General features: G+C 69.2%; 22 protein-coding genes. 13 read left to right on the plus strand and 9 right to left on the minus strand.

Annotated features, from left to right (window positions below):
* Window positions 1-6: 6 nt before the first annotated feature.
* Entirely contained in the window at window positions 7-1,125 is a 1,119-nt protein-coding gene (locus ACSHWB_RS15500) for a globin domain-containing protein (RefSeq protein ID WP_439662719.1), read from the plus strand.
* Here ACSHWB_RS15500 and murQ read toward each other — a convergent pair.
* The 3 genes from murQ to ACSHWB_RS15515 form a co-directional block, all read right to left on the minus strand.
* A complete protein-coding gene (gene murQ, locus ACSHWB_RS15505; RefSeq protein WP_439662720.1) occupies window positions 1,114-2,025 on the minus strand; it encodes an N-acetylmuramic acid 6-phosphate etherase in 912 nt (303 codons plus the stop codon). The genes ACSHWB_RS15500 and murQ overlap by 12 nt on opposite strands.
* Window positions 2,022-2,942 carry a MurR/RpiR family transcriptional regulator gene (locus ACSHWB_RS15510; RefSeq protein WP_439662721.1) on the minus strand — a complete coding sequence of 307 codons (921 nt, stop codon included), beginning with the start codon at window positions 2,940-2,942 and terminating at the stop codon, window positions 2,022-2,024. Before ACSHWB_RS15510 ends, murQ begins: the two co-directional genes overlap by 4 nt.
* Before the next feature lie 71 nt (window positions 2,943-3,013).
* Window positions 3,014-3,460: a carboxymuconolactone decarboxylase family protein gene (locus ACSHWB_RS15515; protein WP_439662722.1), complete on the minus strand. Its 447-nt coding sequence runs from the start codon at window positions 3,458-3,460 to the stop codon at window positions 3,014-3,016.
* A 50-nt stretch (window positions 3,461-3,510) separates the two neighbouring features.
* On the opposite strand from ACSHWB_RS15515, the gene ACSHWB_RS15520 reads away from it, so the two are divergent.
* Window positions 3,511-4,848 (plus strand): PLP-dependent aminotransferase family protein, encoded by a 1,338-nt coding sequence (locus ACSHWB_RS15520; RefSeq protein WP_439662723.1) that lies wholly within the window; start codon window positions 3,511-3,513, stop codon window positions 4,846-4,848.
* On the opposite strand, the gene ACSHWB_RS15525 is transcribed toward ACSHWB_RS15520, so the two are convergent.
* From ACSHWB_RS15525 to ACSHWB_RS15540, 4 genes are all read right to left on the minus strand, one after another.
* On the minus strand, window positions 4,831-6,354 hold the full coding sequence (locus ACSHWB_RS15525; RefSeq protein ID WP_439662724.1) for a serine hydrolase domain-containing protein: 1,524 nt from the start codon (window positions 6,352-6,354) through the stop codon (window positions 4,831-4,833). The two genes, ACSHWB_RS15520 and ACSHWB_RS15525, sit on opposite strands and share 18 nt — an antisense overlap.
* Window positions 6,355-6,361: 7 nt before the next feature.
* Window positions 6,362-7,567 (minus strand): exo-beta-N-acetylmuramidase NamZ family protein, encoded by a 1,206-nt coding sequence (locus ACSHWB_RS15530; protein ID WP_439662725.1) that lies wholly within the window; start codon window positions 7,565-7,567, stop codon window positions 6,362-6,364.
* Window positions 7,564-9,255 carry a glycoside hydrolase family 3 N-terminal domain-containing protein gene (locus ACSHWB_RS15535; protein ID WP_439662726.1) on the minus strand — a complete coding sequence of 564 codons (1,692 nt, stop codon included), beginning with the start codon at window positions 9,253-9,255 and terminating at the stop codon, window positions 7,564-7,566. Before ACSHWB_RS15535 ends, ACSHWB_RS15530 begins: the two co-directional genes overlap by 4 nt.
* A 594-nt stretch (window positions 9,256-9,849) precedes the next feature.
* A complete protein-coding gene (locus tag ACSHWB_RS15540; RefSeq protein WP_439662727.1) occupies window positions 9,850-10,644 on the minus strand; it encodes an HAD-IB family hydrolase in 795 nt (264 codons plus the stop codon).
* 448 nt (window positions 10,645-11,092) lie between these two features.
* On the opposite strand from ACSHWB_RS15540, the gene ssd reads away from it, so the two are divergent.
* The 8 genes from ssd to ACSHWB_RS15580 all read left to right on the plus strand — a co-directional run bounded on the left by ssd (window position 11,093) and on the right by ACSHWB_RS15580 (window position 17,128).
* On the plus strand, window positions 11,093-12,127 hold the full coding sequence (gene ssd / locus ACSHWB_RS15545; protein WP_439662728.1) for a septum site-determining protein Ssd: 1,035 nt from the start codon (window positions 11,093-11,095) through the stop codon (window positions 12,125-12,127).
* Between the two features lie 883 nt (window positions 12,128-13,010).
* Entirely contained in the window at window positions 13,011-14,120 is a 1,110-nt protein-coding gene (locus ACSHWB_RS15550; RefSeq protein WP_439662729.1) for a TadA family conjugal transfer-associated ATPase, read from the plus strand.
* Window positions 14,114-14,884: a type II secretion system F family protein gene (locus ACSHWB_RS15555; RefSeq protein ID WP_439662730.1), complete on the plus strand. Its 771-nt coding sequence runs from the start codon at window positions 14,114-14,116 to the stop codon at window positions 14,882-14,884. Before ACSHWB_RS15550 ends, ACSHWB_RS15555 begins: the two co-directional genes overlap by 7 nt.
* The gene (locus ACSHWB_RS15560) at window positions 14,881-15,408 is read left to right on the plus strand and encodes a type II secretion system F family protein (protein WP_439662731.1); all 528 of its coding nucleotides are present in this window, start codon (window positions 14,881-14,883) and stop codon (window positions 15,406-15,408) included. Before ACSHWB_RS15555 ends, ACSHWB_RS15560 begins: the two co-directional genes overlap by 4 nt.
* Before the next feature lie 9 nt (window positions 15,409-15,417).
* A complete protein-coding gene (locus tag ACSHWB_RS15565) occupies window positions 15,418-15,579 on the plus strand; it encodes a DUF4244 domain-containing protein (RefSeq protein ID WP_439662732.1) in 162 nt (53 codons plus the stop codon).
* A gap of 10 nt (window positions 15,580-15,589) precedes the next feature.
* The gene (locus ACSHWB_RS15570; protein WP_439662733.1) at window positions 15,590-15,889 is read left to right on the plus strand and encodes a TadE family type IV pilus minor pilin; all 300 of its coding nucleotides are present in this window, start codon (window positions 15,590-15,592) and stop codon (window positions 15,887-15,889) included.
* On the plus strand, window positions 15,886-16,311 hold the full coding sequence (locus ACSHWB_RS15575; RefSeq protein WP_439662734.1) for an Rv3654c family TadE-like protein: 426 nt from the start codon (window positions 15,886-15,888) through the stop codon (window positions 16,309-16,311). The genes ACSHWB_RS15570 and ACSHWB_RS15575 overlap by 4 nt, the downstream gene beginning before the upstream one ends.
* Window positions 16,312-16,507: 196 nt before the next feature.
* Window positions 16,508-17,128, plus strand: a complete 621-nt coding sequence (locus ACSHWB_RS15580; protein WP_360045821.1) for a bifunctional DNA primase/polymerase — start codon at window positions 16,508-16,510, stop codon at window positions 17,126-17,128.
* Between the two features lie 445 nt (window positions 17,129-17,573).
* Here the strand turns inward: ACSHWB_RS15580 and ACSHWB_RS15585 are convergent, their stop codons facing one another.
* A complete protein-coding gene (locus tag ACSHWB_RS15585; protein WP_439662735.1) occupies window positions 17,574-18,347 on the minus strand; it encodes an aminoglycoside adenylyltransferase domain-containing protein in 774 nt (257 codons plus the stop codon).
* A gap of 238 nt (window positions 18,348-18,585) precedes the next feature.
* Entirely contained in the window at window positions 18,586-20,883 is a 2,298-nt protein-coding gene (locus ACSHWB_RS15590) for a DEAD/DEAH box helicase (RefSeq protein WP_439662736.1), read from the minus strand.
* A gap of 216 nt (window positions 20,884-21,099) precedes the next feature.
* Between ACSHWB_RS15590 and ACSHWB_RS15595 the strand changes: the two genes are divergently transcribed.
* From ACSHWB_RS15595 to ACSHWB_RS15605, 3 genes are all read left to right on the plus strand, one after another.
* Window positions 21,100-23,415 carry a sodium-translocating pyrophosphatase gene (locus ACSHWB_RS15595; RefSeq protein ID WP_439662737.1) on the plus strand — a complete coding sequence of 772 codons (2,316 nt, stop codon included), beginning with the start codon at window positions 21,100-21,102 and terminating at the stop codon, window positions 23,413-23,415.
* 64 nt (window positions 23,416-23,479) lie between these two features.
* Window positions 23,480-24,052: a hypothetical protein gene (locus ACSHWB_RS15600; protein ID WP_439662738.1), complete on the plus strand. Its 573-nt coding sequence runs from the start codon at window positions 23,480-23,482 to the stop codon at window positions 24,050-24,052.
* Window positions 24,053-24,081: 29 nt separating this feature from the next.
* Window positions 24,082-24,636, plus strand: coding sequence for a hypothetical protein (locus ACSHWB_RS15605; protein ID WP_439662739.1), 555 nt, complete (start codon window positions 24,082-24,084; stop codon window positions 24,634-24,636).
* Window positions 24,637-24,701: the final 65 nt, after the last annotated feature.

Raw genomic sequence — 24,701 nt, forward strand, 5'->3', positions numbered from 1 at the left:
GAATCGATGCTGTCCCCGAAGTCCGCCGAACTCGTCGAAGCCACCCTGCCCGCCGTCGGTGCGGCCATCGGCGAGATCAGCCGGCTGTTCTACGCGCGCATGTTCGACGAGCACCCGGTGCTGCAACGCAACCTCTTCAACCGCGGCAACCAGGCCAACGGCACGCAGCCCCAGGCGCTGGCCGGCTCGATCGCCGCCTTCGCCTCCGGCCTGCTCGCCGGTCGGACGCCCGACGCGATGCTCAGGCGCATCGCTCACAAGCACGTGTCCGTCGGCGTCACACCGGGCCAGTACGCCGTGGTGCACAAGCATCTTCTCGGTGCCGTGGCCGAGGTCCTGGACGTCTCGGCCGAGGTCGCCCAGGCCTGGAGCGAGGTCTACTGGCTGATGGCCGACACGTTGATCGGGATGGAGCGGTTCCTGCCGCAGGGCTGGCAGGAGCACCGGGTGATCGCCCGCTTCCAGGAGACCGAGGACGTGGTGACGTTCGTCGTCGCGCCGCTGGACGGCCGGGTGCCTGCCAGCCTGCCGGGGCAGTACGTGTCGGTGCAGGTCACGCTGCCCGACGGTGCTCAGCAGATCCGTCAGTACAGCCTCTCCGGCCGCTCGGACGAGGCACTGCGGTTCTCGGTGAAGCGCGACGGCGAGGTGTCGAACCACCTGCACGACCTCGCGGTGGAGGGCACCACGGTGCTGGTCAGCCAGCCGTCCGGGGACGTGACGCTGCTGCCGGGTGAGGGGCCGGTGCTGCTCGCGTCGGCGGGAATCGGCTGCACGCCGCTGGTCTCGATGCTCGCCGAGCTCGTGGCCGTCGACTCACCGCGGCCGGTGATCGCGCTCCACGGCGACCGCGACCAGCTCTCGCACCCGTTGCGCGCGGAGCTCGGCCAGCTCGTCGCCAAGCTCGGGGACGCGCAGTCGCACGTGTTCTACGAACGGCCGATCGGCGAGTGGCCGGTCGAGCGGACCGGGTACGTGGACCTCGCCGGCATCCCCGTTCCGGAGGACACCACCGCCTACCTGTGCGGACCGGTGCCGTTCCTGCGCGCGATGCGGGCCCAGCTGCTCGAAGCGGGCGTGACGGACATCCACTACGAGATCTTCGGGCCGGACCTAGCCCGCTAGCCGGTCCAGCGCGTTGCGGACGTGGCCTTTGGTGTCCTCCAGGGCAGCGGCCGCACGTTCGGTCGGCGCACCCGAGAGCAGGTGCACCAGCGCCACCTTGAGGTCACCGGACGCGTCGGCCAGCGCCTGCTCGCACGCCGTCTCCGGCTGGCCGGTGGCCTCGTGCAGGATCCGGATCGTCCTGCCGCGCAGCTTCGCGTTGGTCGCTCGCATGCTGACCATCAGGTTCGAGTAGGTGCGGCCGAGCTTGACCATCACCGCCGTGGAGAACGATGTCAGGACGAGCTTCTGGGCCGATCCCGCCTTCATCCGCGTGGAGCCGGCGATGGCCTCGGGACCGGTGTTCAGCGTGACGAGGACGTCCGGCGTGAACGGCACCGACGCGTTGTTCGAGACCAGCACGGTCTGGGCGCCAAGCGCTTGCGCCTCCTGCAGGGCCCCGATCACGAACGGCGTGCGCCCGGACGCCGTCACGCCCACGACCAGGTCTTTTCCGGTGGCGTGGCGGCGGATCTGGGCGGCGCCCGAGTGGTCTTCCACCTCTTCGACGGCACGGACGAGGGCTTCCGGACCGCCAGCGTGGTGGGCGACGAACCAGTCGGGCGGGACGTTGAACGTGGGCACCAGCTCCGCGGCGTCCAGCGTCGCCAGGCGGCCCGACGTGCCCGCGCCCACGTAGTGCACGCGGCCGCCGGACATGATCGCCGCGACGCCGAGGTCGACGGCGCGGGCCAGGTCGGGAAGTGCCTGCGCGACCGCGGCCGGGACCGTGCGGTCCTCGTCGTTGATCATGCGCAGGACGTCGATCGTGGGGACCCGGTCGATGTCCGCGGTGCGCGGGTTCCGTTGCTCGGTCGGAGATTCCACGCGCACCACCACACCGTTCCGGGGGGAGATCATTTAGTCGTCTCCCGCGGCCGCCGCCGGCCGTCTGGTCTGGCACCGAGCCGGTGACCGGACACCGCCTCGTAGGTCGCCTCCAGCGCCGTCTTCGCGGAGTCGACGTGGTGCTGGGCGACTCCGATGAACAGGCAGTCGATCACCGTGAGCTGGGCGATGCGGCTCGCCATCGCGCCGGAGCGGAACGTGGTCTCCCGCGCGGCTGTGGTCAGCACGTGGTCGGCGACCTCGGTGATCGGCGAACGCGGGAAGTTCGTCAGCGCGACGGTGGTGGCGCCGGTCTCGCGGGCGACGCGCAGCGCCTCGACGGTCTCCGAGGTCGAGCCGGTGTGGGAGATGCCCACGGCGACGTCCGCGGGGGTCAGCACGGCGGCCGAGGTCAGCGCGATGTGCGTGTCGTTCCACGCGAAGCAGGTGAGTCCTATGCGGTGCAGCTTCTGCTGCATGTCGAACGCGACGAACGCGCTCGCGCCGAAGCCGTAGACGTCGACCCGGCGGGCGCCCGCGACCGCTTGGACGACCTTGTCGAGCGACTCGATGTCGAGCTGCTCCGCGGTCTCCTCGACGGCGCGGGCGTCGGCGAACGCGACCTTGCCGACGACCTGCTTGAGGTCGTCGCCCGGTCCGATGTCGCCACCCATGTCGTGGTTGGCCCTGGCCTGGCTGCGGGCCGTGTCGGCGGCGAGCGCGATGCGCAGCTCCGGGTACCCGCCGACGCCGATGGCCTTGCAGAACCGCGTCACCGTCGTCTCACTCGTGCCCGCCTGCTCGGCGACCTCGGTGATGCTGCGGTGCGCGACAGTTCCGGGGTTCTCCAGCACCACCTTCGCGACGCGCTGCTCCGCGCGCGCGAGACCCGGCAGCAACGACCGGATCTTCACCAGAGGACTGGACTCGGCACTGCTCTCAGTGGACACGTGGGAAACTTACTAACCGCCCTTCCCAGGGTCAACGGAGTGTGTCCGAAAGTCACTCTCTCGGCAGGTTCCTAGTGGACATCAGGCTTCATCCGAGTGGACACGGCGATCCGGTTCCACGCGTTGATGGTGAAGATGAGGGCGATGAGCTGCGCGAGCTCCTCTTCCTCGAAGTGCTTCGCAGCCTGTGCGTAGACATCGTCGCTCACGTACTCATGGCTGCTCATAACCGTGATGGCCTCGGTGAGGCGCAACGCGGCCTGCTCCTTCTCCGTGTAGATGTCACCGGCCTCCTCCCACGCGTTGAAGAGGTAGATGCGGGCCTCGGACTCGCCGAGCTTGCGGGCGTCGGCGGTGTGCATGGCGATGCAGTGGGCGCAGTGGTTGAGCTGCGACGCGCGGATGCGGACCAGTTCGGCCAGCTGCTCGTCGAGGCCCTCCCGCGCGGCGGCGTCCAGCGCGATCATGGCGCGGTAGACCTTCGGGGCCTTCTTGGGGAAGTCGATGCGGTTCGTCATGTGTAGAAATTTATGGCCCGGATTGGCCCTGGTCATGGTGCAATCTTCACGTGGAATCGTGGGCCAATCTCGACTTCCACCTGGACCTGTCCGGTCCGGGTGGTCTGCGGCAGCGGTTGACGGCGTCGCTGCGGGAGGCGGTGCGGACCGCACGGCTGCCTCCGGGCACCCGGCTGCCCGCCTCGCGGTCGCTCGCGCTCGATCTCGGGATCGCGCGGAACACCGTGGCCGAGGCGTACGCGGAGCTCGTGGCGGAGGGATGGCTGACCGCACGTCAGGGGTCGGGGACCGTTGTCGCCCAACGGGTCGCGCCGCCACCTCCGCTGAAACGCCGTGGCCCCGCCGATGGCGTCCAGTTCGATCTGACGGTGTCGACTCCGGACATCACCGAGTTCCCGCGCACGGAGTGGATCCGGTCGACGCGCAGGGCGTTGACCGCGGCGCCCTCGGAGGCGTTCGGGCCGGGCGACCCACAGGGCCGGATCGAGCTGCGGACGGCGCTGGCCGAGTACCTGGCGAGGGCGCGGGGTGTGCGGGCCGATCCCGAACGGATCGTGGTCTGCTCGGGGTTCGCGCACGCCGTGCAGATGTTCGACCGGCTGCTGAAGGGACCGGTCGTCGTCGAGGAATACGGGCTGGGTTTTCACCGCTCGTTGTGGTCGTCGACCGTGCCACTGGCCGTGGACGACCACGGTGCGAACACCGAGCAGCTACCCGATGACCGTCGCGCGTGTGTGTTGACTCCCGCGCACCAGTTCCCGTTGGGCGGTCCGTTGCACCCGCGTCGGCGTGCGGCGGCCGTGTCGTGGGCACGGCGCGTTGGCGGGCTTGTGCTGGAGGACGACTACGACGGCGAGTTCCGCTACGACAGGCAACCCGTGGGCGCGGTGCAGGGGCTGGATCCCGAGCACGTCGCCTATCTGGGGACGTCGAGCAAGGCGCTGTCGCCGGCGTTGCGGATCGCGTGGATGGTGCTGCCGGACCGGTTCGTGGACCCGGTTCTGGCGTTGAAGACCGATCGTGAGCAGTACATCAGCATGCTCGACCAGCTGACGTTGGCGGACTTCCTGGAGTCCGGCGCCTATGACAGCCACGTGCGGCGGATGAGGTTGACGTACCAACGGCGTCGTGACCGGCTCGTGGAGGCTGTTTCGCCGTACGCGTCGGTGTCCGGCATCGCGGCTGGGATGCATGCAGTGCTTGAGACGCCACGGGAAGCGGAGATCGTGCAGACCGCGCGCGAACGTGGGATCGAGGTCAGCCCTCTCTCGTGGTTCCGGCACGAGCTGAGCGACGACGACCGCAAGGGGATCGTGGTGAGCTTCGGAGCGCCCGCGTTCCCACGGGCGCTCCCGCTGTTCACCGAGGTGCTAGCGGCGTGCCACTGACCAGCCCTCGGCCGTGACGTCGCCGCGTGCGTGCACGTAGACGCCACGGCCGTTGTACTGACCCGCCTTGGTGTAGACGAACCTGGACTTCACGGATTCCGTTGGCACCCAACGGCGTTCGGTCGTCGTGATGGTGCGTGCGTCCTGCCAGTCCGTGCCGTTCCAGTGCTGGATCGTCAGCTTGTCGCCCTTGTCGACGTCGACGAAGACCTCGACCGGGCGTTCCGCGGTGAGGGTGCCGCCGGAAGTCGTTGCACGCCACTGCTTTCCGTGCGACTTCACGGCGAGCGCGTTGGCCAGGCCGTCGGCGGCCACGCGGCGGGCCGGGTTCACGCTGCCCCAGTCCCGGCTCGGGTGCACCCGGTTGGTCAGCAGGATCGCGATCGAGCGCGAAGCCTTGTCGATCACGAACGACGTGCCGGTGTAGCCGGTGTGGCCTGCCGTTCCTGGACCGCTCAGCCCACCCATGTACCAGCGCTGGTCGAGCTCGAAGCCGAGGCCGTGGGCGTTGTCGGGGAACTGCTGGTTGAAGTTCGTGAGCATCAGCTCGACGGAGTGCTCGGACAGGATCCGGCGGCCGCTGTACGTGCCGCCGTTGAGGATCGTCTGACCGAGGACGGCGAGGTCCTTGGCCGTTCCGAAGACACCGGCGTGACCTGCCACTCCTCCGAGGGACCACGCGTTCTCGTCGTGCACCTCACCCCGGACGATGCCGCGTGGTGGTGCCGTCTGGAACTCCGTCGCGGCCGTGCGGTCCTTGGCTTTCGGGTTGTAACCGGTGTCCTTCATGTCGAGCGGCCTGGTGATGCCGTCCCTGACCGCCTGGTCGAGCTTCTTGCCGCTGACCTTGAAGACCAGCTCGCCGAGCGTGATCAGGTTCAGGTCGGAGTAGACGTACGTGGTGCCGGGCGTGGACTTCGGCTTCACGTCCATCACGGCTTTGATGCGCGACGGGATGTCCGGGTACCTCTGCCACAACGGGATGAACGGTTCGAGGCCGCTCGTGTGTGTGAGGAGCTGCTTGACGGTGATGTTCTCTTTGCCGTTCACGCCGAACTCGGGCAGGTAGGTGGCGACGCGTTCATCGATGGCGACGCGGCCCTGTTCGACCTGCTGGATCACGGCGATCGACGTGAAGAGCTTGGAGATCGAGGCGAAGTCGAAGATCGTGTCCTTCTGCATCGGGACGCGTTCTTCTTCCGGCAGCTGGGTCTGCTGGTCCTTGTAGAGGACCGCGTAGCCCGTGCGGTCGTGCGTGACGATCTTGCCGTCGTGCACGTGCATCGTGACGGCGCCCGCGTACAGCGGCTTGCCGTTGGCCTGGGGTTTCTGGAACTCGCGGAGCTGGCGCAGTGCCGCGTTGATCGGCTCCGGGTCGAGGCCGGCCCAGAACGGGTTCGACTCGCGCAGGGTCGTCCAGCGGTTCGCGAAGCCGTCCTGGGGCTGGTCGAAGTGACCGGGTACTGCCGTCGTCACGAGTGCGACGGCCAGGGCAGGGATGAGCATGGCGTCCTCACCGGTAGCGCAGGTAGGGCAGGCGGGTGCGGCGGAACTGCTGGAGCTCGTGGCGCCACGCGCCGGTGACCTCGTCCAGTGGAGCCTGGGCGTCGATCATCCTGCGCAGCCGGTCGGAGCCGCTGAGCTTGTCGATCCAGTTGTCGGGACGCCACGCGAACACGCCGGGGTACAACGACTTCGCGGTGATCAGCATGGCGACGGCGGCCTTGATGGCGTCGAACCGGGACGCGTCGGTGACGTGCAGGGTGACACCACCGCAGGTCTTGCCCTGGAACTTGTTGAACGTCGGCGAGAAGTAGGTCTCGCGGAACCGGATCCCCCTGAGGTCCAGGGCGTTCAGCGCCTCGGCCCAGCGCCAGTCGATCCCAGGTGCGCCGACCGTCTCGAACGGGCGGGTGGTGCCGCGGCCCTCGGACAACACCGTGCCCTCGAACAGGCACGTGCCGGGGTAGACCAGCGCGGTGTCCTGGGTGGGCATGTTCGGGCTCGGCGGGACCCACGGCAGGCCGGTGTCGAGCTGGTTGCGCCGCCAGTTCCTGACGTTGACCACTTCGAGTCTCGTGGTCAGGTCGAACTCGCCCTTGAAGAGGCGGGCCAGTTCGCCGACCGTCATGCCGTGTTGCTGGACGATCGGCTTCAGGCCCACGAAGGTCGCGTAGGCCGGGTCTAGCTGGGGGCCGTTCGCGTTGCCACCGATGGGGTTCGGGCGGTCGAGGACGATGAAGTCCAGGTCCTTGGCCGCCTCCATCGCCTGGTAGAGCGACCAGATGTAGGTGTAGAAGCGCGCGCCCACGTCCGCGATGTCGAACACGACCGTGTCGATGCCGGCCTTGGTGAACATCGCCTGGATCTTCGCGGGGGTGGCCTGGTACGTGTCGTAGATCGGGATGCCGGTGCGCGGGTCCGCGTAGTCGCCTTCGGAGCCGCCTGCCTGTGCCGTGCCGCGGAAGCCGTGTTCCGGGCCGAAGACGGCAGTCGGTTTGGCGTCGTGGGCGACCATCGAGTCGACGATGTGGGTCTGGTCCTCGAGGATGCCCGTCGGGTTCGTGAGCACCCCGACCTTGCGGCCCTTGAGCTTGCGCCAGCCGTCCTGCGCCAGTTGTTCGGCGGCGGTGGCGAGCTGCGGGGTCGCGTTGGCGGTGGCGGTGCTGACGAGGGGGACGGACAGGGCGCTTGCCGCGAGGAAGCTCCGCCTTCTCACCAGGTGACTCCGTGTCCGAACGGGTAGGGGGTCGGGCCGGGCACGTCGACCGGGAGCTTGCCCTGCGGCTTGGCCTCGCCGAGCAGGATCCTGGCCAGCGCCTCCATCGAGACGGTCGTGGTCGAGTAGGTGGCGAGCCACGCCTTGGCGTTGCCGTGGGCGACGTCGTACGGGTTGCCCGTGGCGGCCGCGATCACGGGCTTGCCGGTGGCGGCGAGCTGGTTGATGAGGTCGACCTGGGCGGGCCTCGTGCTCGCGTTGTTGGTCAGCACGACGATCTTGTCCGCCTTCGCCGCCGCGGCCACCGCCTGCTGGATCTGGGCCGGCGTCGGGCTCGTCGCGGTGACGAACTTGGTGCCCTTGAGCCTGGTGGCGAGGGCCGTGGTGATCGCGTCGCTGGTGCCGACGACCAGGGGAGCGGTGGCGTTCAGCGGGATCGCCTGGGCGTCGTTGCGGACGACCGTGATGGTGCGGTCGGCGATCGCCTGGGCGCTCTGGTTGTTGGACCCGACGACCTGGTCGACCTTGTTCAGGTCGACCTCGGCGGTGAGCATGACGCCGCGCAGGAGCTTCATCTTGAGGATGCGCAGGACGCTCTGGTCGATGCGCTGCTCGGTGAGCTCGCCGCTGCGGACGGCCTTGATGACGCTGTCGATCGCGAGGCCGAGGTTCGGCGGCATCAGCAGCTGGTCGACGCCGGCCTTGATGGCCAGCACCGGGATCTCGGCGTCGGAGTGCAGCTTGCGGACGCCCGCCATCTCCAGCGAGTCGGTGATGACGACGCCGTCGTACTTCAGCTCGTCGCGCAGCAGGCCGGTGATGATCTTCGGGCTGAGCGTGGCAGGGTTGCCCGACGGGTCGATCTGCGGCACCTGGATGTGCGCGGTCATGATCGAGTCGATCTTGGCGGCGATGGCGGCCTTGAACGGCGGCGCGTCGATCTGGCGCCACTGGTCGAGGCTGCGGTTCGAGACCGGCAGGGCGGTGTGGCTGTCCTCGGACGTGTCGCCGTGGCCGGGGAAGTGCTTGGCGGTCGAGGTCACCGAGCTCATGTCGAACCAGCGGCGGCCCTCGTAGCCCTGGACCTGGGCTCCGACCATGTCTGCCGCGAGCTTCGGGTCGCTGCTGAAGCTGCGCACACCGATGATCGGGTTCGCCGGGTTGGAGTTCACGTCGGCGTCCGGCGCGAAGTTCTGGTTGATGCCCATCGCGCGGAGCTCTTGGCCGGTGATGCGGGCGGCCTCTTCGGCGTCCTTGGTGCTGCGGCCAGCGCCGAGGGCCATGTTGCCCGGCAGCTGGGTGGCCGGCGGGCCGATCCGCGTGACGAGGCCCATCTCCTGGTCGGTCGAGATGAGCAGCGGGATCTTGCTCGCCTTCTGCAGGCCGTTGGAGAGCTGCGCGATCTGCCTGGGGGTGTCGATGTTGTCGCGGCTCGAGTTGTTGAAGTAGATGACGCCGCCGGGCTGGTACTTGCGCACCATCTCCGCGGCCGTCGCCACTCCGAAGTCGGTCTGGTTCTTGGGGTGCGGGACGTCGGCGGCCTGGCCGTTGACGTACGTGACGAAGAGCTGGCCGACCTTCTGTTCCAGCGACATCCCGCGCAGTGTGGTCACGGAGGCGTCCGCTCTCGCCACCGGCGTGAGGGCGACCATGGCTGTGACCAGCGTCAACGCGGCGAACTTCCGCACTTGTCCGTGCCTCCCGGTGATGTTCCCACAGGTAACTGGCGTATTTCGCAAGTTACTCACGACTGCGTGGTGGGTCAACGGGCGCACATTCTGCCGGTCGTCGGCAAAAGTCGGCCTAACAAGCAGACGGGGCACCCTCGAAAGGGTGCCCCGTCTTCAGCGCGGGCTTGCGAGTTACCAAGCGTGCAACTCCAGTCGTACAACCCTGGCCTCGGCGTCCGGCGTCCCGGTACGCAGGCCCTAGACGACAAGCCTCCCGCGGCGTGCTGCGCGTGGGTACTCGAAGTCCGCGCACGGAGCTTGGCCGGGGTGGATCCTGACTTCTCTTCGTCTGGTCCCTGGCCGACCCGAGGTCCGCACCACCCATTTAAGTGCGTGGGCCCGGTCACAGCAAGGGCTCGGACGGGTGCACCGTTCAAGCCACGTTCAGTAGTGAAAGTACTGGCGTTTCTGGATTTGTGAGGTTCTGTTCGCATTCGGGTACCGCCGGGAGGGCGGTGCCGTGCACTCACCAGGGCACCACGAGTGCGGCGCGTTGCCGCTACTCGCCGGTACCGGTCACCTTTGGTGATTTTTTGTTGCGCGACCTTGACTTCAGTCGCGGGACCGCTTGCGGCGCAGGCCGTACCAGGCCGCACCGGCCGCCGCGACGGCGCCGAGGCTGATGGCCGTGACCGCGACGGCCTTGCCCGACGGGGTGGGGATGCGGGAGCGCAGGCTCACCGGGTCGACGAACTGCTGCACCGGCCAGTCCTTCTCGAGCGCGATCCGGCGCAGGCCCCGGTCGGGGTTCACGACCGTCGGGTGGCCGACGACCTCCAGCATCGGCAGGTCCGTGACGCTGTCCGAGTAGGCATAGCTCTTGGCGAGGTCGTACCCGTGCTCCGCGGCGAGCTGCTTGATCGCGACCGCCTTGTTGTCGGCGGCGCAGTAGAAGTCGACGTCGCCGGTGTAGCGGCCGTCCTGGATCACCATCTTCGTGCCGACGCTGTGGTCGGCACCGATCATCTGGGCGATGGGGGCGACCAGTTCCTCGCCGGACGCGCTCACGATGACGACGTCGTGGCCCTCCGCCTTGTGGTCGGCGATCAACTGTGTCGCTTCTTTGTAGACGAGTGGATCGACGATGTCGTGCAGCGTCTCGTTGACGATGCTGCGGATCTGCTCGACGTCCCAGCCCGCGGCGAGCGCCGTGATGTGCGCCCGCATGCGGTCCATCTGATCCGCATCTGCGCCGGCGAGCATGAATACGAACTGCGCATAGGCGCTCTTCAGCACCGCGCGGCGGTTGATCAACCCCTCCTGGAAGAAGGGTCGGCTGAACGCCAGCGTGCTCGACTTCGCGATCACGGTTTTGTCGAGGTCGAAGAAGGCGGCGATCCGGCTCATGTGGCTCAGCTTAGGTGTACTCGTCAGTAGGCCGTTCGGGCGGCATTTCGTTCGTGTACGAAACCGTTGTGCTGCACGGTTACCGAAACTTGCCCCGCAGCTGTTGTGGAAGTTGCGCGCGGCACTGGCGCATGGGGATACAGTAGGAGAGTCCGGTTCGACGGACGGGTTCAGTCCGACCCCCCGGGACTGAACCATTGACGACCCCCGTCCCTCCCCCCTGGCGGGGGTCGTCCCATATCCGGACCCCGTTTCCGCGCGGGTGCGACTGGACCTCTGCCGCTCTTGTCCGGCTGCTGTGCGCCCAACCCTCCAGCGTCGCACACACCCCCGACAGTTCCGGCCGCACAGGGCTTTCAAGATCGCGACTTGTCCACACCCGCCGACCTGTCCACATGTGGATCTACGCCCGTTGTGTCGTTCATCACGACCGGCCAGCGTGAACCCCATGACCCACCCCATCGCCCTGCTCACGGACCAGGACCTCCTCGACGAGGTCCTCCGCGTCGCCGCCGCGGCCGACTGCCCGCTCTCGTGCGCCCCCGACGTCACCTCGCTGCGCTCGCAGTGGCACAACGCCCCCTTGGTCCTCCTGGACCCCGCAGCGGTCTCCGCCTGCCTCGACGCGGGCTTCCCGCGTCGCACCGGCGTCCTGGTGGTCCACGGAGGCGACCCGCCCTGGGCCCCGGCCGTGGCCCTGGGCGCCGACGGCGTCCTGGAGCTCCCGGTGGAGGGCCGCTCCCTGGTGACGGCGCTGACCGACCTGGGCGAGGGCCCACCCTCGGACCGCGGCAGGGTGGTGTCGTTCATCGGCGGCAGGGGAGGAGCCGGCGCTTCGACCCTGGCCATAGCCTGCGGCCGCGAGGCGGTGGTCTCCGGCGGCGAGGCGATGCTGGTCGACTGCGATCCGCTGGGCGGCGGCATAGACCTGGCCCTGGGCACGGAGTCCGACAAGGGCGCCCGCTGGCCAGGCGTGCACGCCACCGGCGGCCGAGTCCCGATGTCGGCCCTGCGAGCGGCCCTCCCGACCACGGGCAACCTGAGCGTCCTGGCCTGCGACCGCGCGGCGCCAGACCCAGAACCGGCAGCGGTGGCAGCCGTCCTGGACGCGGGCCGCCGAGCAGGCTGCACCGTCCTCTGCGACCTACCGCGCTTCCCCACGGCCTCCGCCTCAGCGGCCCTGGACCGCACAGACCTCACGATCCTGGTCGTCCCAGCGGAGGTCAGGGCCACAGCGGCAGCCAGCAGGGTCGCCTCCCACCTCCTGACGAACGGCCGCAACGTCCGCCTGGTCGTCCGCGGCCCGTCCCCTGGCAACCTCCAACCGTCCGAGATGGCCGAGGTGATCGGCGTCCCGCTGCTGACCTCGATGCGCCCAGAGCCGGGCCTGGCCGACGTGCTGGAACGCGGCCGCTTCCCCCGCAACCCCAAGGGCCCGCTGGCCACGGCCGCCCGCGCGGTGCTGAAGGAGCTGCGCCCATGACCACCCCGGGAGTCGCCGAAGAAGCCGTGTCGGCTGCCGACGAGGCCGAGTACCTCGCGCTCTGCCAGGCGCGCGAGGAACCGGCGCCTGTGGATCACCCTGGGTGTGGGTGCGTTCCGCTCTTCCACGGGCCATCGGCGGAGGTGCCACAGCCCCGCTCGCCAGGGCAACTCGTTGCAGCAGAAGGGCCTCCGAGCCGGGCCGACGTGCCTCTGCCGGGCTGATCACCTCCGCGGAAGGCACTCCCACCGTGATCCGTCTCTGTCTCCGCATCCTCGGCGGGATGCTGCGCAACCTCGTCGTCTACCGCCGCCTCTACCCACCGCCCTTCATCTTCAAGGAGGAGCCGAAATGAACCGCTTCCTCATCTGGTGCCAGGAAACCTGGCTCCGCCTCACGGGCCGCGAGGTCACCTACGGCCGCCACGCCCGCCGCCCGGAGCCGGCGACGTGACCGCCGCCCAGCCCAGGCGGCCCGCGGGCACCGCCGTATCGCCCGCGGCCGCGCCGCATCCGTTGCGCGGTGGGATTCCCGAACGTGGGAGCCGGACAGGCTGCACCCGCCCAGGGGAGCGGGAATCCAGTGAGGGCCGCCGTCCAGCCCGCCCCCGCCGAGTCACCAGCGAGTGCAGCCCCGGCAGGCACCACTGCCCGGCTCACGGCCGCCGAGTCCCTGGCATGCCCGCCGAGCTCCTCGGAGTCCGCAGCATGGCCACCGCACGTCCCTTGCGCGGCAACGTATTCCGAACGTGGTCGGCCGCTCCGCCCTTGCCCGCCGAATCCCCGGGAGTCCACACCGTGACCACCCCACATCCCTTGCACAGCAACCCGTCCCGACCCAGCGAGCCCCCACCGGCAAGCCCAGGCCCCGCGAGGTGCGTGACATGACCTCCGCGCTGATAGACCGGGTCCGTCACCGCCTAGCCGGCGCCGACACCGAGATGACGGCGGCCGTGGTGGCCCACGCGGTCCGCTCCGAAGCCGGCGGCGTCCTGGCCGACTCGGACGTCCTGGAAGCACTCCAGGTGCTCCGCCAGGAGTTCAGCGGCACCGGCCCCCTCGATCCGCTGCTGGACGACCCCGGCACCACCGACGTCCTGGTCACCGCGCCGGACCAGGTGTGGGTCGACGGCACAACGGGCCTGCGCCGCACCGACATCACCTTCCCGGACGAGGACGCGGTCCGGCGTCTCGCGCAACGGCTGGCGGTGGCGGCGGGGCGGCGGCTCGACGACGCCTCGCCGTGCGTCGACGGGTGGTTGCCGGGCAGCGGGGTCAGGTTGCACGCGGTGCTACCGCCCATCGCGGACCGCACCTGCCTGTCGCTGCGCATCCTCAGACCGGCCACGCACGATCTCCGAGCACTGCAGGGGCTCGGCACGTTCGACGGCGAGATCGCGGAGGCGTTGCGCGGGATCGTGCTGCGGCGCAAGGCGTTCCTGGTGGTCGGCGGGACCGGGTCTGGCAAGACGTCGCTGTTGTCGGCGTTGCTGGGGTGCGTGCCGCCGACGGAACGCATCGTGTGCGTGGAGGACGCGAGCGAGCTGAATCCCGACCATCCGCAGTTCGTGCGGCTCACGGCGCGGCCCGCGAACGTCGAGGGTGCCGGCGAGGTGACGACCAGGGCGTTGGTGCGGGAGGCGTTGCGGATGCGGCCCGACCGGATCGTGGTCGGGGAGGTGCGTGGCGCCGAGGTGCGGGAGTTGCTCACCTCGTTGAACACCGGGCACGAAGGTGGCGCCGGGACGTTGCACGCCAACTCGCCGGCCGAGGTGCCCGCGCGGCTTGAAGCCTTGGGTGCGTTGGGTGGGCTTTCCTCGCAGGCGTTGCACAGTCAGGTTGGGGCGGCCGTGAGGGTCGTGTTGCACATGCGCCGGGACGAGAACACCAGGTACCTCAACGAGATCGGGGTGTTCGAACGGGACGACGGGCTCGTGGTCCGTCCTGTCTGGACGCGGGAGCACGGGTGGCTCGCGAAGGAGTTGCTGTGTTGAGCCTTCTGCTGCTGGCAACGGCACTCATCGTCTGGCCTCAGATCAAGGCGATCCGAAGGCTCAGGCCGGCGAACAAGAGAGAGATCGTTGTGCCGCCGTATATCTGGCTGGCGGCCGCGGCGACGGGCACCTACCTCGTGGCGGGTGTCGGTGGACTGGTCGCGGGAGCGGTCCTGGCGGCGACCGGACGAAGAATCCTCAGGCAGCACAAGCAGAACAGAGCACAAAGCCAGGCCACGGAAGCCTTGAGCGACGGCTTGGGCGGCGTGATCGACGAACTGCGAGCGGGTGCCCACCCGGCGCAGGCGGCCGAGGGTGCGGCGGAGGACACGCCGGCTCCCGCGAAGGAAGTGCTGAGAGCGGCGGCGGCCACGTCGAGGCTCGGTGGTGATGTCGAGCGGACATTGAGTGAGATGAAGCAGCCGTTGCTCGGCAAGGCGGTGGATCAGCTGGCCAAGGCGTGGCGCGTGTCGGCGAAGCACGGTGTGGCGTTGGCGGACGTGCTGGATGCCACGCGCCGGGATCTCGATCAGCGGGCGGCGTTCGCACGGCAGGTGCACGCGCGGATGGCCGGGCCGCGGGCCAGTGCCGCTGTCTTGGCGGTGTTGCCGGTGATGGGCGTGTTGTTGGGCGAGTTGAGCGGCGCCAGGCCGTTTCACGTCCTCACGAGCACCACGGCAGGGCAGTTCCTCCTGGCACTGGGAGCGGTGCTCGTGGCGGCCGGGGTGTGGTGGACGCAGCGGATCACGGAGGTGGAGCCGTGACGTTCCTCCTGCTGGCGCTGGCGGTGCTCGTGGCGCCGGCCCCACGACGATCGATTGACCGGTTCGCGCCCCAGGCTCACGATCCGCCGCACGACAAGGCAGAACCGGACGGTCCGTTCGAACGCGCTGCGGCCTGGGATCTGTTGGCCGCTTGCCTCAAGGCCGGGCTACCGGTGCCGACCGCGATCCAGGCCGTTGAGATCGAAGAACTGAGCCAGGTCGCCGAACTGCTCAGGCTCGGCGCCGACCCGGTGACGGCGTGGGCGTCCGCGCTCGACCAGCCCGCGACGGCGCTGCTGGCCAGGGCCGCGAGGCGGACCGCGCGGTCCGGTGCCGCGCTGGCTCGGCAGACCGCCGAGCTCGCCGAGCGGACCAGGTCAGAGGCCGCCGACGCCGCGGAGGCGAAGGCACAGCAGGCCGCGGTGGCGGTGGCGGCGCCGCTCGCACTGTGTTTCCTGCCGGCGTTCCTGTGCCTCGGCGTCGCGCCGGTGGTGCTGGGCCTGGCCGACCAGATTCTCAGATAGGAGAAGCAGATGGACCTGCTCGACGACGACAGCGGCATGAGCACGGTGGAGTACGCGATCGGGACGTTGGCGGCGGCCGCGTTCGGCGGCCTGCTGTACGTGCTCCTCACCAGCGACTTCATGCGGGACCTGATGCAAGGGCTGATACAGCGTGCGCTGTCTTCGGTCTGACGACCGGGGCATGGTCACGGTCGAGGCCGCGATCGCCGTCAGTGCGTTGCTGGTGGCCCTGTGGCTGGGAGCGAACGGGCTGGTGGCGGTCACCGAGCAGATGCGGTGCGCCGACGCCGCGAGAGAAGCGGCGCGGCTCACGGCCCGCGGTGAACGGCAGCGCGGTGAAGAGGCGGCCGGGCGGATCGTGTCCGGTGCCAATGTCTTGATCAACAGCCAAGTTGACGCGATCGAGGTCGTCGTCAGCACACGCGGACCGCTGGGCTTGCCGCTCAGCGCGCGGGCGTTCGCCGTGCCGGAGCCGCGATGAACGGCGAGCGGTCCGGCTGCGAGCGGGGTTCGGCTGCGGTGAGCGGTGTGGTGGCGATGTTGTCGCTGATCATCGTCGTGGTGGCCGGTGCGCAGGTCGGTTCGGCGGTCGTCGCACGCCACCGGGTGACCGGTGCCGCCGACCTGGCGGCGCTCGCCGCTGCCGCTCGTCTCACCGAAGGCGCGGAAAGTGCTTGTGAACAGGCAAAACTCGTGGCTTCGGAAAGCCGGGCCGCGCTGACGGGCTGCGCGGTGAACGGGTGGGAGGTGGTGGTGGAGGTGGAGGCGATTACGCCGTTCGGCCCGGTGAACGCTCGCGCCAAAGCAGGTCCGGCCGAAGATCAGAGCGTTTGGAGCACGACGAGCGGTCGGCTCACAGCGGTGAGCGGACTCACACCGGCGCCGGGACATGCTGAACGGTGATCGAACCAAACGTGGACAGTTCAGTTGCTCGGTCTGGCAAAGGACGTTCGCCGTTCCGTAGCTACCAGTTGTCGAGCGGGGGTTACGGAGGCCGGTGCCGGTGTCGTTAGTTGTAGTGGCGGCACCGACGCGGTGTCCTACGAAAACCGACACCTTGTCGATGTCGAGTCATAGCCTGGAAAGAAGGCGACGGAAGATGGATTGGTCGGATAGCTGGCGCGGGGCCTTCCGCATCGAACTGCGTGCCGAGGCCGTGAGCCTCGCGTACCGCGGTTGGCCCGTACTGCCAGGCACCTATCCGGCCGGTACGGAGAACGGCGTCACGCAGTGGGCCGGCCGCAGTGGCCTCGAACTGCACGGCCCCATCCCCGTGCACCGCGACTGGGTCGACCGCATCGGGACCCGTCCCGACCAGGTCGCCACGTGGTGGGCGGGTCGCTCCTACAGCCTTCTCGTCGCCACCGGTCACGTGGTGGACGCCATCGAGGTCGGCGCCGGCCTCGGTCACCGCGCGGCCGTCGCACTGCGGCAGATCGGCGTTCCCGTGCCGATCGCCGCGACGCCGTCCGGCCGGTGGATGTTCCTCGTGAAGTCCGGCTCGAAGCTCAACGCCGAGCTGGCCAACAACGCGGACGTGCACCTGTACGGCAAGGGCGAGTACATCCCGCTGCCTCCCACCACCATGGCGCACGGTGTCGTGCACTGGCGGGTCAAGCCGCAGGTCTGCGGCTGGAACCTGCCGGAAGCCCACGTCGTGCAGGACGCACTCGTCGAGGCCGTGCACGCCCCGGCGCGCTTCGAGCTCGAAACCGTCTGACCTACAACTGAATCCAAGCCCGGCCGTGTTGGGTGTCGTCGTGGACTCTCCCCGACAACCCCGAAGGCGATGCCCTGCACGGCCGTTCCACCAAGCCCGGTCCACTGATCGGCCTCCGCACCCCGCACGTCGGGGGTCTGCAGAGGAACGGGCGAAAAGCCGAACACGCACCCCGAAGGACAGCCTCCCGCAACAGTGACCGGACCGAGGACGTTAGTGGCAGGGCGCCAGCTCTGCCGCGGTCGGTGAAGCCGGCTCCTCCCCGGAGTTCGTCAGCAGACAGTCGACACCGTCGCCTCCCGCGTGTCCTGTCGAGACGAACGAACCAGATTCCACCGATGTTCCAAGGGATCCGGTCACGAAGCGGTAGCAGGCGGGAACACAGTGTTCGGCACGTGGAGAGCGCGGCGGGGGTACCCGTGAGCCCCCGCCGCGCCCACGAAAGCTAGAGGTGGAGCCCTTCCGCGTACGACGCGAAAGCGAAGGTCTCCTCCATGGATCCGGGCCGCGGCACCGCATCGGCGTCCCAGCCGAGGTCCCGGTCCTGCAGGACCTGCTCGATCAGCGGGTGCCACCGCTGATCGAGCATTTTCTTCGCCCACACCAGGGCGCCGCGCTTGGACTCCACCTCTCCCGTGTGGATGGTGTAGAGCGTGCGGCAGTACGCCGAGACGATGTAGCGCTGCGCCCAGGCGTTGCCCATCGGAGCCCACTCCCGGATGCCTTCCAGCACGTGCGGGAGCTCGGCACGCATCGACGAACGCAGCACGGACGCCGGCACCTCGTCGACCAGCGACGTGATCGGCGGTCCGTCCAGCACGATGCCGTGGTGGCGCAGGATCCAGCGGGCGTGCGGACTGTTGCAGTGCTGGTCCCACACCAAAGTCCGTGTGCCGTGGTCGTTGAACAGCCACGGAACCCCGAGGCCCGCCACCGACCGCAGCGACTCGACGTCGGCGTACGAGCCCTCGATCTCCGTCGACCAGTGGCCAGGACGGGTCGGGATCTCGTCGTGCAGGGCGCGGAGGCCGGCTTCGCGGTCGCCGGACGGCAGTTCGGTGCAGGCGACGATGAAGTCGCAGTCGCTGTGGAGATCACCGGCGCCCAGGGCGAACGAGCCCTGGAGGTACGCGCCGACGTAGGTGGGGCCGAGGATCTCGCGCACGGACGAGACGAGGTCGGCGAGAAGTGCGTTCAGATCAGCGAAGGGCGTGAACAAGGCAGACTCCAATGAACCCGTGGCCGGAGAGGGGAACGGGCACGGCGGAGCACCGGGACGCCCCTGCGACGTGGCGCGTCAGGCGATCAGGCCCTGCGACGTGGTGTGTCGGGGCGATCAGCCGCGCGGAGGCACGGCGGTGTCCGGGCTCAGCCGCGCTGGGCGCGACGGGTCCGGTCGGTGGCGTTGCAGCTGCTTGCGGTCACACCGCCAAGGTAACCGGGCGGCGGCCACCCGGTCAGGCGATTTTGCCCAGCACCACGTCCAGCACCAGCACGGCACCGGCCTTGTCCAGCGGCTCGTTGCCGTTGCCGCACTTGGGTGACTGCACGCACGACGGGCAGCCCATCGGGCACCCGCAGGCGCTGATCGCCGCCCGCGTCGCCGAAAGCCACGCCCGCAACGCCGAATGGCCTCGGTCCGCGAAGCCCGCGCCGCCGGGGTGGCCGTCGTGCACGAACACCGTCGGCATGCCCGTGTCCGGGTGCACGGCCGTCGACACCCCGCCGATGTCCCACCTGTCGCACGTCGCGAACAGCGGTAACAGGCCGATGGCCGCGTGTTCGGCCGCGTGCAGGGCGCCGGGGATCCGCTTCGCCTCGACACCTGCGGCGAACAGCAGCGACTCGTCGACCGTGTACCAGACCGCGCGGGTCTGCAGCGTCTGCTCCGGCAGGTCCAGCGGGATCTGGTCGAGGACCACGCCGGACGGCAGCCGCCGCAGGTAGCCGACGACCTGCGTCGTCACTTCCACCTCGCCCAGGCAGACCGAGACGCCGCCGAAGTCGGTGCGTTCGATCCCGCGGACCACGGTGATGTCCACGCAGTCGCGCGGCTGCGTCGTCCACTCCGGGTCTTCGCGGTGCACCATCGCGAGGCCGCTCTCCAGGTCGAGCTCGTCGACGACGTACGACCGGCCCTGGTGCAGGTACACGGCGCCGGGATGCACCTGCCAGCAGGCGGATCCCGGGTCGACCGTGCCGAGCATCCGGCCGGAGTCCGACTCCACGACGGCCACCTGGTCGCCGCCGGAGCCGCGGATGTCCACCCCGGCGTGCGGCCGGTCGTGCGACGCCCAGTACCACCCGGCCGGCCGTTTGCGCAGCAGCTTCTCCGCCACCAGGTCGGCGAGCACCGCCTCGGCGAGCGGGCCGCCGAAGTCGTCCAGGCAGGCCGGCGTCAGCGGCATCTCGGACGCCGCGCACGCCAGCTGCGGTCCCAGCACGTACGGGTTCAGCGGGTCCAGCACCGTCGCCTCGACCGGCCTGTCCAGCACCGCGGCCGGGTTGTGCACCAGGTACGTGTCCAACGGGTCGTCGCGCGCCACGAACACCACCAGCGCGCTGTCGCCCGACCTGCCCGCACGGCCCGCCTGCTGCCAGAACGACGCCAACGTGCCGGGGAAGCCGGCCACCACCACGGCGTCCAGGCCGGCGATGTCGACGCCGAGCTCCAGCGCGTTCGTCGTCGCGACGCCGAGCAGGTCGCCCGTGGACAGCGACTTCTCCAGCGCCCGTCGTTCCTCCGGCAGGAACCCGCCCCGGTACGCGGCGACCCTGCCGGGCAGCTCGGCGTCCACTTCGGACAGGATCCGCTGGGTGCCCATCGCCGTCAGCTCCGCACCTCGGCGCGAGCGCACGAAGGCGAGCGACCGTGCGCCCTCGACGACGAGATCGGCCAGGATCCGCGACGTCTCCGCGCCCGCCGACCGCCGGATCGGTGCGCCGTTCTCGCCCTCCAGAGAGGTCAGCGGGGGTTCCCACAACGCCACGGTGCGCGACGCACGCGGCGAGAAGTCGTCCACGACAGCGGAAACGGGGACGCCGAGCAAACGCTCCGCCGAACCAGAAGGATCAGCCACTGTGGCCGATGCCAGAACGAAGATCGGATCCGCGCCGTATTTGCGCGCGACCCTCCGCAGGCGCCGCATCAACAACGCCACGTGCGAGCCGAAAACGCCGCGATAGGAATGGCACTCGTCGATCACCACGTACTTCAGCCTGCGGAAGAACCGCAGCCATTTCGGGTGCTGCGGAAGGATTCCGCGGTGCAGCATGTCCGGGTTGGTGAAGACCCAGTTCGCGTGCGCCTTGACCCAGTCGCGTTCGGCCATCGGGGTGTCACCGTCGTAGGCCGACGCGCGCACCCCCTTGATCCCCAGCTCCTCGAGCGACCGGAGCTGGTCCGCCCCAAGGGCTTTGGTCGGTGACAGGTACAGCGCGGTGGCCTTCGTGTCCGCCAAAAGAGTGGAAAGCACGGGCAACTGGTAGGCAAGTGACTTGCCCGACGCCGTGCCCGTGGCGAGGACCACGTGCTGCCCCGACCACGCGAGCGAAGCGGCCTCGGCCTGGTGCCGCCACGGCTCGCGCACACCGGTCTCGACGAACGCCTCGACGACCGGGAGAGCCGTCCACGCAGGCCACTCCACGTGATCTGCCTGCCGCAACGGCAGATCCCGCGCGTGCGTGAGGGGTGACTCCCCGGCGGGCACACCCGCCAGCACGCGGTCCAGCAGCCGGCGTCCCTGATCCACCACGGGATCGAGCTTCGCATACACCACCGACAGTCCAGGCCGGGCCGTACTCGACTTCCTGCGCAGATAACGGTGTGTGCACGGATCGGGACGTTTCGTTGCCTCGTTGCAACCAACCCCTAGACTCCCCGCTCATCGCATCCAATGAGGGATGCGTCACGTCGCGCTGGGCGGCTGGTCTGCCTTGGCGCTGCACATGGCAACTCACCAGGAGGACGGATGTCCCGGCAATTCCTCGCGGAGGGCCTTGAGCTCTCCGGGGGTGATCGCGGCGTCGTAGCCGTGGTCGCCGTGGTCGCCCTGGCTGCTCTCGCCGTCGGGTACGTGCTGCTCAAGGAGGTGCTGGCCGCCGGCCAGGGCACCCCCAAGATGCAGGACATCGCCAAGGCGGTTCAGGAGGGCGCAGCGGCCTACCTCAACCGGCAGTTCCGCACGCTCGGCATCTTTGTCGTGATCGTGTTCGTTCTGCTGTTCGCGCTACCGGCAGATGATTTGGCCGAACGAATCGGCCGATCTTTGTTCTTCCTCGTCGGTGCCGCGTTCTCGGCGACTATCGGCTACCTGGGCATGTGGTTGTCCACGCGCGCCAACGTGCGTGTCGCCGCCGCCGCGAACGAAGAAGGCGGTCGCGAGAAGGCGACGCGCATCGCGTTCCGCACCGGTGGTGTGGTCGGCATGACGACGGTCGGTCTCGGTCTCTTCGGAGCCGCGCTGGTCGTGCTCGTGTACGCGGGTCAGGCCCCGAAGGTCCTGGAGGGCTTCGGTTTCGGTGCCGCGCTGCTCGCGATGTTCATGCGTGTCGGTGGCGGCATCTTCACCAAGGCCGCCGACGTCGGTGCCGACCTCGTCGGCAAGGTCGAGCAGGGCATCCCCGAGGACGACCCCCGCAACGCCGCCACCATCGCGGACAACGTGGGCGACAACGTCGGTGACTGCGCCGGCATGGCCGCGGACCTCTTCGAGTCCTACGCCGTGACGCTCGTCGCGTCGCTGATCCTCGGCACCGCCGCGTTCGGCGTGCAGGGCCTGCTGTTCCCGCTGATCGTTCCCGCGATCGGCGTGCTGACCGCGGTCATCGGCGTGTACACGACGAAGGCGAAGGCGGGCGAGAACGGCCTGGCCGCCATCAACCGCTCCTTCTACATCTCCGCGGTCATCTCCGCGGTGCTGTGCACCATCGCGGCGTTCGCGTACCTGCCGAGCTCCTTCGCCGACCTCAACGGCATCAGCGACGCGGTCAAGCTCGAAGCCGGCGGCGCCAACCCGGCGCTGATCGCGTCCGTCGCGGTGATCATCGGCATCGTGCTGGCCGGCGTCATCCTCTGGCTGACCGGCTACTACACCGGCACCGAGCACAAGCCGGTGCAGGAGGTCGGCAAGACCTCGCTGACCGGTGCGGCCACGGTGATCCTGTCCGGTATCTCGGTCGGTTTCGAGTCGGCCGTCTACACCGCGCTGGTCATCGGTGCCGCCGTGTACGGCGCGTTCCTGCTGTCCGGTTCGGTCGTCGTCTCGCTGTTCGCGATCGCGCTCGCCGGTTGTGGTCTGCTCACGACGGTCGGTGTCATCGTCGCGATGGACACGTTCGGCCCGGTCTCCGACAACGCGCAGGGCATCGCCGAGATGTCCGGTGACGTGCACGGCGAGGGCGCGCAGATCCTCACCGAGCTCGACGCCGTCGGCAACACCACCAAGGCCATCACCAAGGGCATCGCGATCGCGACGGCGGTGCTCGCCGCGACCGCGTTGTTCGGTTCCTACCGCGACGCGATCGAGCAGGCCATCGCCAAGGTCGGCAACGTCGCGGGCGACCTGCCCGTGTCGTTCACCAACCTGGTGTTCAGCCCGAACATCCTCGTCGGCATCACCATCGGCGCGGCTGTCGTCTTCATGTTCTCGGGCCTCGCGGTCAACGCCGTGACGCGTGCCGCCGGTGCCATCGTGTTCGAGGTGCGCCGTCAGTTCCGCGAGAACCCGGGCATCATGGACTACTCGGTGAAGCCGGAGTACGGCCGCGTCGTCGACATCTGCACCAGGGACTCGCTGCGTGAGCTGGCGACTCCTGGTCTGATGGCGGTGCTCGCCCCGGTCGCCGTCGGATTCGGCCTCGGCGTCGGCCCGCTGGCCGGTTACCTCGCCGGTGCGATCGCGACCGGCACGCTGATGGCGGTGTTCCTGGCCAACTCCGGTGGTGCCTGGGACAACGCGAAGAAGCTGGTAGAGGACGGCAACCACGGTGGCAAGGGCTCCGACGCCCACGCCGCCACGGTGATCGGTGACACGGTCGGTGACCCGTTCAAGGACACCGCCGGCCCCGCCATCAACCCGCTGATCAAGGTCATGAACCTGGTCTCGGTGCTGATCGCGCCGGCCATCGTCACCTTCTCCATCGGTGACAGCGCGTCCGACCCGATCCGGATCGCGATCGCCCTGGTCGCGACCCTGATCATCGTCGGTGCGGTGGTCGTGTCCAAGCGTCGCGGCACCGCGATCACGGACACCCCTGCGGAGTCCGTGAGCAACGGCGCCGCGTAGTTCCCCCTCGGGCCGGGGTACGTTCGGGTCTCCCCCCGACGTACCCCGACCGAGGAGTTCCGACATGAGGCGCAGCCTCGTCGCCACTGCCGCTGTTGCCGCCCTTGCGCTGGCCGGGTGCACCACCGGCGGCAACTCCGGCACCTCATCAACGCCCACCAGTGGAGCGGCCAACCCCCAGGCCGTCGCCTACATGGACAAGGTGTGCGGAGCGGCATCCGAGTTCGCCAAGATCGAGAAGACGGCCCCCAAGCTCGACGCGGGCGACTCCACCAAGCTCAAGGCCGAGATGGCCGCGTACATGGGCCAGCTCGCCGACGCGTTCGCGAAGTCGGCCGAGGGCCTCAAGAACGTCGGCCCGTCGCCCGTCGCGGGCGGTGAGGCTGCCGTCACCAGGATGGCCGAGACGTTCACCTCGCTCAGCGCCGTGTTCGCCGACGCCAAGGTCAAGGTCGAGCAGGCCGACGCCAACAACGCCACCGGAGGCCTCCAGGCCGCCGGAGAGGCCATCGCCAAGCTCTCCGAGCTCGCTGACCCGCTGCGGGACCTCAAGGACGTCCCCGAGCTGCAGAAGGCCACGCAGACGGCGCAGAAGTGCCAGGAGATGCAGCGCCTCAACGTCACGCCGACGAGTTGAGCGGGGCCATCCGGAGTAGCTTCCGGTCCATGCGCCGCACAGTCCTCGCAGCCGTGTCGTGCTGTCTGCTCGTGGTCACCGCGTGCAGCAGCGAAGGTTCGTCCACGCCTCCTGCACCCAGCGAGGCCGAGGTCGTGGCGTGGATGGACAAGGTCTGCGGCGCCGTCGACAGCACTGTGAAGATCATGTCCGACGAGCCGCCGATCGACATGAACGACCCGTCGAAGCTCAAGGCGGGCCTGTCGGACTGGCTCGGCACCAAGGTCACCGCGGTCGACAAGTCGATCGCGGACCTCAAGGCGCTCGAGAACGGCCCGCACCCGAAGTCGAAGGAGCTGGCCACCGCCGCGCAGGACGGCATGGGGCAGATCAAGACGCTGCTCGCCGACACCAGGTCGAAGCTGGACTCCTCTGCCGACGCGACCCAGGCCGTCACCGCCTTCACCGAGATGGTCGCCAGGGCGAACGAACTGGACGCGGCCGGTGCCGCCGTGCAGAAGAAGTTCGACGACTCGGGCCTCGGCGAGGTGGCGCGCAAGGCCGACGGCTGCAAGAGCCTGCAGACCTCGCCTCCTGCGTCCTGACCAGCAGAGATAGGGATTCCCGGATCGCCCGAACGGGTACAGTTCGGCGGTCCGGGAAACTAGGT

Source organism: Lentzea sp. HUAS TT2, from assembly GCF_051853195.1.
In the GTDB taxonomy this organism is placed as follows: Bacteria; Actinomycetota; Actinomycetes; order Mycobacteriales; family Pseudonocardiaceae; genus Lentzea.

Excerpts from the sequence above, each read along its gene's own strand:
- ACSHWB_RS15500 (WP_439662719.1), top strand. The coding sequence starts at position 7 with ATGCTGTCCCCGAAGTCCGCCGAACTCGTCGAAGCCACCCTGCCCGCC.
- murQ (WP_439662720.1), bottom strand. The coding sequence starts at position 2,025 with ATGATCTCCCCCCGGAACGGTGTGGTGGTGCGCGTGGAATCTCCGACC.
- ACSHWB_RS15515 (WP_439662722.1), bottom strand. The coding sequence starts at position 3,460 with ATGACGAACCGCATCGACTTCCCCAAGAAGGCCCCGAAGGTCTACCGC.
- ACSHWB_RS15525 (WP_439662724.1), bottom strand. The coding sequence starts at position 6,354 with ATGCTCATCCCTGCCCTGGCCGTCGCACTCGTGACGACGGCAGTACCC.
- ACSHWB_RS15540 (WP_439662727.1), bottom strand. The coding sequence starts at position 10,644 with ATGAGCCGGATCGCCGCCTTCTTCGACCTCGACAAAACCGTGATCGCG.
- ssd (WP_439662728.1), top strand. The coding sequence starts at position 11,093 with ATGACCCACCCCATCGCCCTGCTCACGGACCAGGACCTCCTCGACGAG.
- ACSHWB_RS15550 (WP_439662729.1), top strand. The coding sequence starts at position 13,011 with ATGACCTCCGCGCTGATAGACCGGGTCCGTCACCGCCTAGCCGGCGCC.
- ACSHWB_RS15565 (WP_439662732.1), top strand. The coding sequence starts at position 15,418 with ATGGACCTGCTCGACGACGACAGCGGCATGAGCACGGTGGAGTACGCG.
- ACSHWB_RS15570 (WP_439662733.1), top strand. The coding sequence starts at position 15,590 with ATGGTCACGGTCGAGGCCGCGATCGCCGTCAGTGCGTTGCTGGTGGCC.
- ACSHWB_RS15575 (WP_439662734.1), top strand. The coding sequence starts at position 15,886 with ATGAACGGCGAGCGGTCCGGCTGCGAGCGGGGTTCGGCTGCGGTGAGC.
- ACSHWB_RS15580 (WP_360045821.1), top strand. The coding sequence starts at position 16,508 with ATGGATTGGTCGGATAGCTGGCGCGGGGCCTTCCGCATCGAACTGCGT.
- ACSHWB_RS15595 (WP_439662737.1), top strand. The coding sequence starts at position 21,100 with ATGTCCCGGCAATTCCTCGCGGAGGGCCTTGAGCTCTCCGGGGGTGAT.
- ACSHWB_RS15600 (WP_439662738.1), top strand. The coding sequence starts at position 23,480 with ATGAGGCGCAGCCTCGTCGCCACTGCCGCTGTTGCCGCCCTTGCGCTG.
- ACSHWB_RS15605 (WP_439662739.1), top strand. The coding sequence starts at position 24,082 with ATGCGCCGCACAGTCCTCGCAGCCGTGTCGTGCTGTCTGCTCGTGGTC.